This is a genomic window from Bacillus sp. SH7-1 (genome assembly GCF_008042405.1).
In the GTDB taxonomy this organism is placed as follows: Bacteria; Bacillota; Bacilli; order Bacillales; family Bacillaceae_G; genus Bacillus_A; species Bacillus_A thuringiensis_N.
The window spans coordinates 22,000-27,999 of sequence record NZ_QNUD01000061.1; the positions used below are offsets into that span (position 1 = coordinate 22,000).

The following is a 6,000-nucleotide window of genomic DNA, read 5'->3' on the forward strand; positions in this document are numbered from 1 at the left end:
ATGATTTATCACTCCAATTTTAAGCAAGTAGGTTTTAATAAAAATCAAATTTACACTTTAAGTGTTCAGAATATGAACTTTAAGTGTTGACTTTGGGCTTAAAGACGAATAAACTATAAATAAGGTGGTGAGATATTTGACAGTTCTAAGAGAAATTCGTGAGTCAAAGGGTTATACAATTATAGAAGTTTCAAAAGGTTCAAAAATTCCTGCAAGCACTTTATACGATGTAGAATCAGGCAGGAAAGGTTTGATTTTTAGCAGAGCAAAAAGTATTGCGGATTTTTTTGAAGAACCAATTGAGAAACTTTTTTTTGCAACTTACTTCCGGGCAAACTTGAAATAAACTATTTTCCCCAAAAATGCTTATACAGTTATATTGTAAATGAACCTTGTAGAAAAGGTACAATTTTATTGTTATTTTTTAAGTTTTTAAATCTGAAATTTCTGATTTATAGTATTTCAACGTACATGTAAAAAAATCGTGTTAGATGAATATTAATTTAGCAGAAACCCATTCTTTTGAAATTAAAGAAGCTGGTCAAGTAAAACTAGGAATACCACAACCAAAAGTAACCGAACAGCCCTTTACTCCACACATGAAGCAACCACAACAAACACCAAAGAAAATAGAAATTTATCTTCCAACAACAGGCGGAAAAGCCGAAAATCCTTACATAAGATGGATCGGTCTTGTAAATGCTGTACTTGGCTTAATTAGAGCCGTATTTGCAGTTAGAATCCGTACGAAAGCTCAATCGTGATATGAAAAAATATGAAGCTCATTTTAGTGATGTAGCTGAAAATCCGTTAGGCGTCGGAATACATGTTTACTCGTCATTCACATTTTTTAATAGGGAGGAAGATATAAGGAACCGAGAGGGAGATGATATGAGATGTCGGAAATCCGCGTCGGTAAAATAAAAAATTTAGGGAAACTTTGGGAAGACGTTATGCGGCGCAAGAGTGCTTGGCTTTCTAAAGGACTTATGCAAGCTATTTCAATCTCTCAAACTGTAATCAAGCCAAAAGAACGGTATGATTTCTGGATAGAATCCGCTACGAACTTACTAGCAGGAATTATTTTGTACTTAAATCAACGACATGGAGATTTGTATTATTTAGATTTAGAAAAGGTTAGGGAATTTGGACAACAAGCAAAAGAAAAAGATTCCTATCTTTTGGAGTTAAGTTAGTTATTGAAGAAAGATCATCCGGCCTATCAAATGTTTAGCGTATTTGCCTTATTAGCAAAAGAAACAAGGCAAGGCACAATCAGTACACTTTTACGAATTTTAGATGGGCAGCAAGAACAATATGGAAAATTAGAGAAACAGAGAGAGTATCTTGGGTTTCAGTACTAGTTATTAGTGGAAAATGAAATAGGAAGGGGTGCAACGTATGTTAGGTGTAGTTATGAAGTATACAAAGTTGATTAGAGTGTTGAAAGAACTGAATGAAAGGGAAAAGGTCGCAGGCGTGATAAAAGCTCGTTTTGGAGCTTATAAAACGGTCATAGAAGGTGTGAAAGAAAACGCCAAAGATTTTATTTTCATTTTTGATCCGAAAGGCATCTTTTATGAAGATACCCATCAAGAAAAACGAAAACAAGGATATCACATCATTAAACATGATTTACTAACTGCTTATGAAACACTACAAATGGATTTAAAACAAAAATCCGTTGTGTACATCAGTGTAGAAACGGAAACGAGTACGTATCAAGAGAGAGGGGAAGCATTATCAAATTTTCTTCAATATCTAACAGAATGCAAGAATATAAGACCGATTCACCTGGTATTTCATCAATATGATTTGTACCCGATCCCTCATATGGAGCAGTTTTTAAAAGAAAGCGCAACATACCACATTCAGCATTCAATCGTAGTTGAATCTCAATCCGCATTACAGCACATATACGGAAAAGAGGCAGCACAACGCATCATAACCTCGTATAACACAACAATCCTAGCATGATATGAAGCACTCGTTCACTATTTCATCCTATCTAGATGGCTAGAAAACTAGACAAGGGAGAAGCGCTTTTCTCCCTTCTTTATCAAAAATAGGAGGCGTTCATATGGGAAAAGAAAAAAGACTCACATTTTATGATATTGCGGCATCACAAGCTCATAGTGTTAAAACTTTTGATGGAAAAACATACGAACTGAAAGGTACCATCGCAATTGAAAATAGCACAGGAAGCATCGAAAAGGTAGCTCAAATTTATTATCAAGTGCGCTCGGTTAGAGATGAACATCAAAACTTAATTGCTAAACGAAAAAATAAACATGCGGAATTAGTGGCTGTAAAACAAAAGTGTAAATAAAAAAAGCGATTTTGAAGTGTGCTGAGAACATAGCACAAAGTAAGTTGTTCTTTGACAATTTAGATATATATTGTGTATCTCTTTCTTTCAGTAATGATGTAGAAAGGTGAAATATACAATATATATGCGTGCCTCCCCTCAAAAGGTCACTAGAGGGGTTAGGTATACGATTATCGTTGGGTGAGTAAGATCGTAAAACTCATCTGTGACCAATGGGAAATGCATTGTATCAAAGACCTGTTTGTGTCAGTACTCGTGAGGAATATCCCATTTTGACATTCTGAAGAAGCGAGGAACATCACAACAGTAGATACATAAGGTTCTACGTTCACGCCAAAATACGTAGTGCGGTATTGGGCATATAGAAGCTAGGTCGGGATTAGTCTCTATACGCATGTCAATACAGGGTTCGTCATTCCAGCCATAAATGATATTTCCATTTTCTATCTAACTTTCCTTTAAATGTTATAAAATAAAGACAGATGTTGGAGTTTAAAAGTGTCTCATCACACTTCAAAATCGCTTATTCGCTTATAAAAATATGACATAGGGAGGAACACGCATGAGTCGAAAAGGGTGGATTATTTCCGCTGTTGTTGGACTGTTAATTGCAATTGGTATTGGTTCAACATTTGTCTTTAGCTCGGGAAAAGGGGGAGTAATGGAACTTAGTCCGTTAGAAATGAAGAAGTTCATGAGTGAGGATGGCACAGGATTTGTTATGTTGAATTCTAATATGAGACATAGTAATGATTGGATTTTTCTTGTAAAGAATATAGCTGAAAAGGAAAAGATTCAAGTTAGAGGGTTGAATGAAAATCGTGAGGACATTCCAGGTTCAAGTAATCCTCATGATTGGGGCTTATCACAACGAAGGGATTCTCTCGCTTATTATGAAAAAGGAAAACTGAAAAAAGATATTGATTTTTCTAAGTTTAAAGAATCCGAACTTGAAAGAGAAGTTACCTATTTTGTCCAAAATTGCAAAGAGCAATATCAAAAGTAATCACATAATCATTGAAAGGTGGTGATATAGTGGCGATTACACAGAGGGAATTAAAAAAAGAAAAAGATATGGTAGCAAACCTATTAAGAGCCAATGGTCAGGATTATAACCATTGGCTTCATTTACATCATCAGAAATACATTGAAGAAAATCAAGATTTAGTAATGAAAGCTTTACAGGCTTATAAAGCAACATCAACAGAAGTAAAGGAAGATAGCAAGGCGAATGAATCAAGTCAGCCTAGTAACGTATAAGGTTTTAAAAATGAAAAGGGAGTGAATGTATATGTTAATGTTGGAAACATTATCTCAAATGTTAGTGTTAGGTGATGCGATGGACGGTCTAATTAATACAGGGAATTCACTTATTGCATGGATGCAAAGAGGGGCAATGGTTAGTACAGCGATTGTATTTTGCTGGGGTGCTTATCTATTAATTTGGGGCGGTGAACGAGGAAGACATAAATGTATATGGTGGTTTCTTGGTGGGGCAGCCGGACTTGTTATCGTAATGGGTTGCCAATACTTAGCAGAGAGCGTAAATAGCAATGTGAAATTTGGTCAAATATTATTCCCGTTTTTCTGGATGAAATAGTGAAAAAATATAATTAAGGCAATGAGGAGGCTATGCAAAGGGTATGGCTTTTTTTGTTGCCTTTTTTTCATAGAATTTTAGTTTTATTAAGCAATCGGGGTGTTAATTATGAGATTACCAAGTGTATTGGAGAGCGTTTCGGTTATTGGTAATATACAACCGATTATGACAGTACCAACAACAGAAGGGCTGTTAAGAGCTTTGACATTCTTCATCGTTATTTGGGTATTGATTTCTGTTTTTTGTATCTATCATAAGTACGCAACCAATAAAGCTGAAAATAGTAATTCAAGAGATCAGTCGAAGTGAATTTAAATTAAACGGAAGAAAGGAGAAGCCATGTTTGTCATTTTTAAGAGTAGCAATGGAACAGAAATTGAGTCGGGTAAGCAATATTCGTTTCATGAAGCTTATATCTTAACGAAGCGATTAGAACGAGTTTATAGAGAGGCAGGGAGGCAAGAACATATTGACTTCGATTTGTTAGATGGTCATTCTAATGAAATTTATAACGGTACGTTATCACTTGGTTCGAGATATGCAGATCATATTTTTGATCACATTTCTAAAAAAATGAATGTGATGCAATTAGATCCGGAACAAGAGGAACAAAAAAAGGAGCTGTTAGAAACATTAGAAAGGGAAATCAATGATTCTCCTTTTCATGAAGGATATGAATATCAAGAAGAATTACCAGTAAGAAAGGAAGAACCCTCTTATAGTCCATTGAATGAATTAGAGCCAAAAGTAAAGCCTGGGAAGGAAAATAGAAAAGGATTCAAGATTATTGCGAGTGTCATAGGAAGCGTGGTGTTAATTGGAGCTGGTGCCATATTTGCCTTTAAGTTATTCTCTTCCGAACCAGTTTCGAGTGCAAATGCTGGCTCGGAACAATATGTAGTAAAAGGATTACAACAGGCAGCCATTCAGCAGTATGGAGAAGCCGTTAAATACTTCGATAAGGTCAATTACACAGAATTAGATAAAGATAGTCAGAAGGCAGTTTTATTTACTTATTTATTAAACGGAAAGGCAAATAAAGCATTACAATATGAGCCGAAATTTGCAGAAAGTGTGGTTGCTTATTTTATTGGGATAGACAACATGAATAAAATCAATGAAATTGATGTCAAAAATGATGTAATCGACTTTGAAAAGGCAGCACTTAATAAGAAATATGAGGAGGTAATTAAGCTTAAGGGTAAAGTCAATATGGACGGTAGACGTGAAAAACTCATTGTTGAAGCTTTTGTAAATCTAAAAAAATATGAAGATTGTTATTCTTTTGCTAAAACGCAAGGAAATAAAAATGTAATGAAAGAGGTCAAAGAATTAGAGAAAAGAGATATTCAACAATCTACGATAAGTGAAGAGGAAAAGAAAGCTAAAATTGAAAAAATTGATAAAGATCTACAGAACATCTAAGGGGGAGAGAATAACATGCCTTTAAATTATGAGAATCTGTACAAAAAAATGGGAATTGTTTTTCTTGGTGGTTCATTGATATTAAGTACGACAGGTTGCAGTTGGTTTGGAAGTAAGGAATCATCAAAAAGTAAATCAGCTATTACAAAAAAAGTAGATAAGAATAAGCCGGAGGAAAAGAAAGAAGATCTGAACAAACAAGATTTTGAAGCAATTACAGAGAATGCAATTCAAAGTAAGGATAATGAAGTTGCTTATGTACTCGAAGAGCTGGATAAATCAAAAATTAATTTTAAAGAAAAATCTATTGTAAGTAATCTTCAAAATGGGGATGATACCACTTCTCGTGTTTTAGCACTCTTTGATAAAGAAACGGCAGATAAATCAATTCAGGATACAGCAAAAGACAATGTGATTGCAGCTATTACAGATAATAAGCCACAAGTCACCGTGAATGGAGATCATTTTGCATTCGGTGATCAAAATATTGATTCTTCAGTAGCGAGTATAGGTGATATTCTTCCACCAGAGAAGAAACCAGATACAATTGTGAACCCACCAATTATAACGGAGGGTGAGAATGGTAATACGGAAAATACAGGGACAGAAAAACCAAAGCCACCAATAGAGCCGGAAAAACCAACAA

The 6,000-nt window shown here is 34.8% G+C and carries 8 protein-coding genes and 3 pseudogenes; all 11 read left to right on the forward strand.

The window, feature by feature from the left end; genetic code table 11:
• Positions 1-136: 136 nt before the first annotated feature.
• Positions 137-346, forward strand: coding sequence for a helix-turn-helix domain-containing protein (locus DN390_RS29720; RefSeq protein WP_147809276.1), 210 nt, complete (start codon positions 137-139; stop codon positions 344-346).
• Positions 347-563: 217 nt separating this feature from the next.
• A pseudogene (locus DN390_RS29725) lies at positions 564-764 on the forward strand (hypothetical protein); the annotation flags it as partial.
• Positions 765-896: 132 nt separating this feature from the next.
• Positions 897-1,364, forward strand: a pseudogene (locus DN390_RS29730) (type IV secretory system conjugative DNA transfer family protein).
• A gap of 37 nt (positions 1,365-1,401) precedes the next feature.
• On the forward strand, positions 1,402-1,977 hold the full coding sequence (locus DN390_RS29735) for a TraM recognition domain-containing protein (protein WP_147809277.1): 576 nt from the start codon (positions 1,402-1,404) through the stop codon (positions 1,975-1,977).
• Positions 1,978-2,080: 103 nt separating this feature from the next.
• On the forward strand, positions 2,081-2,329 hold the full coding sequence (locus DN390_RS29740; RefSeq protein ID WP_000514061.1) for a hypothetical protein: 249 nt from the start codon (positions 2,081-2,083) through the stop codon (positions 2,327-2,329).
• 562 nt (positions 2,330-2,891) lie between these two features.
• Positions 2,892-3,335 carry a hypothetical protein gene (locus DN390_RS29745; RefSeq protein WP_147809278.1) on the forward strand — a complete coding sequence of 148 codons (444 nt, stop codon included), beginning with the start codon at positions 2,892-2,894 and terminating at the stop codon, positions 3,333-3,335.
• 29 nt (positions 3,336-3,364) lie between these two features.
• Complete coding sequence (locus tag DN390_RS29750; RefSeq protein ID WP_147809279.1) at positions 3,365-3,589, forward strand: hypothetical protein; 225 nt, start codon at positions 3,365-3,367, stop codon at positions 3,587-3,589.
• A 31-nt stretch (positions 3,590-3,620) separates the two neighbouring features.
• On the forward strand, positions 3,621-3,929 hold the full coding sequence (locus DN390_RS29755) for a hypothetical protein (RefSeq protein ID WP_147809280.1): 309 nt from the start codon (positions 3,621-3,623) through the stop codon (positions 3,927-3,929).
• 108 nt (positions 3,930-4,037) lie between these two features.
• Entirely contained in the window at positions 4,038-4,238 is a 201-nt protein-coding gene (locus DN390_RS29760) for a hypothetical protein (RefSeq protein ID WP_001239233.1), read from the forward strand.
• 30 nt (positions 4,239-4,268) lie between these two features.
• A complete protein-coding gene (locus DN390_RS29765; protein WP_147809281.1) occupies positions 4,269-5,354 on the forward strand; it encodes a hypothetical protein in 1,086 nt (361 codons plus the stop codon).
• A 15-nt stretch (positions 5,355-5,369) separates the two neighbouring features.
• Positions 5,370-6,000: pseudogene (locus DN390_RS29770) on the forward strand (hypothetical protein); the annotation flags it as partial.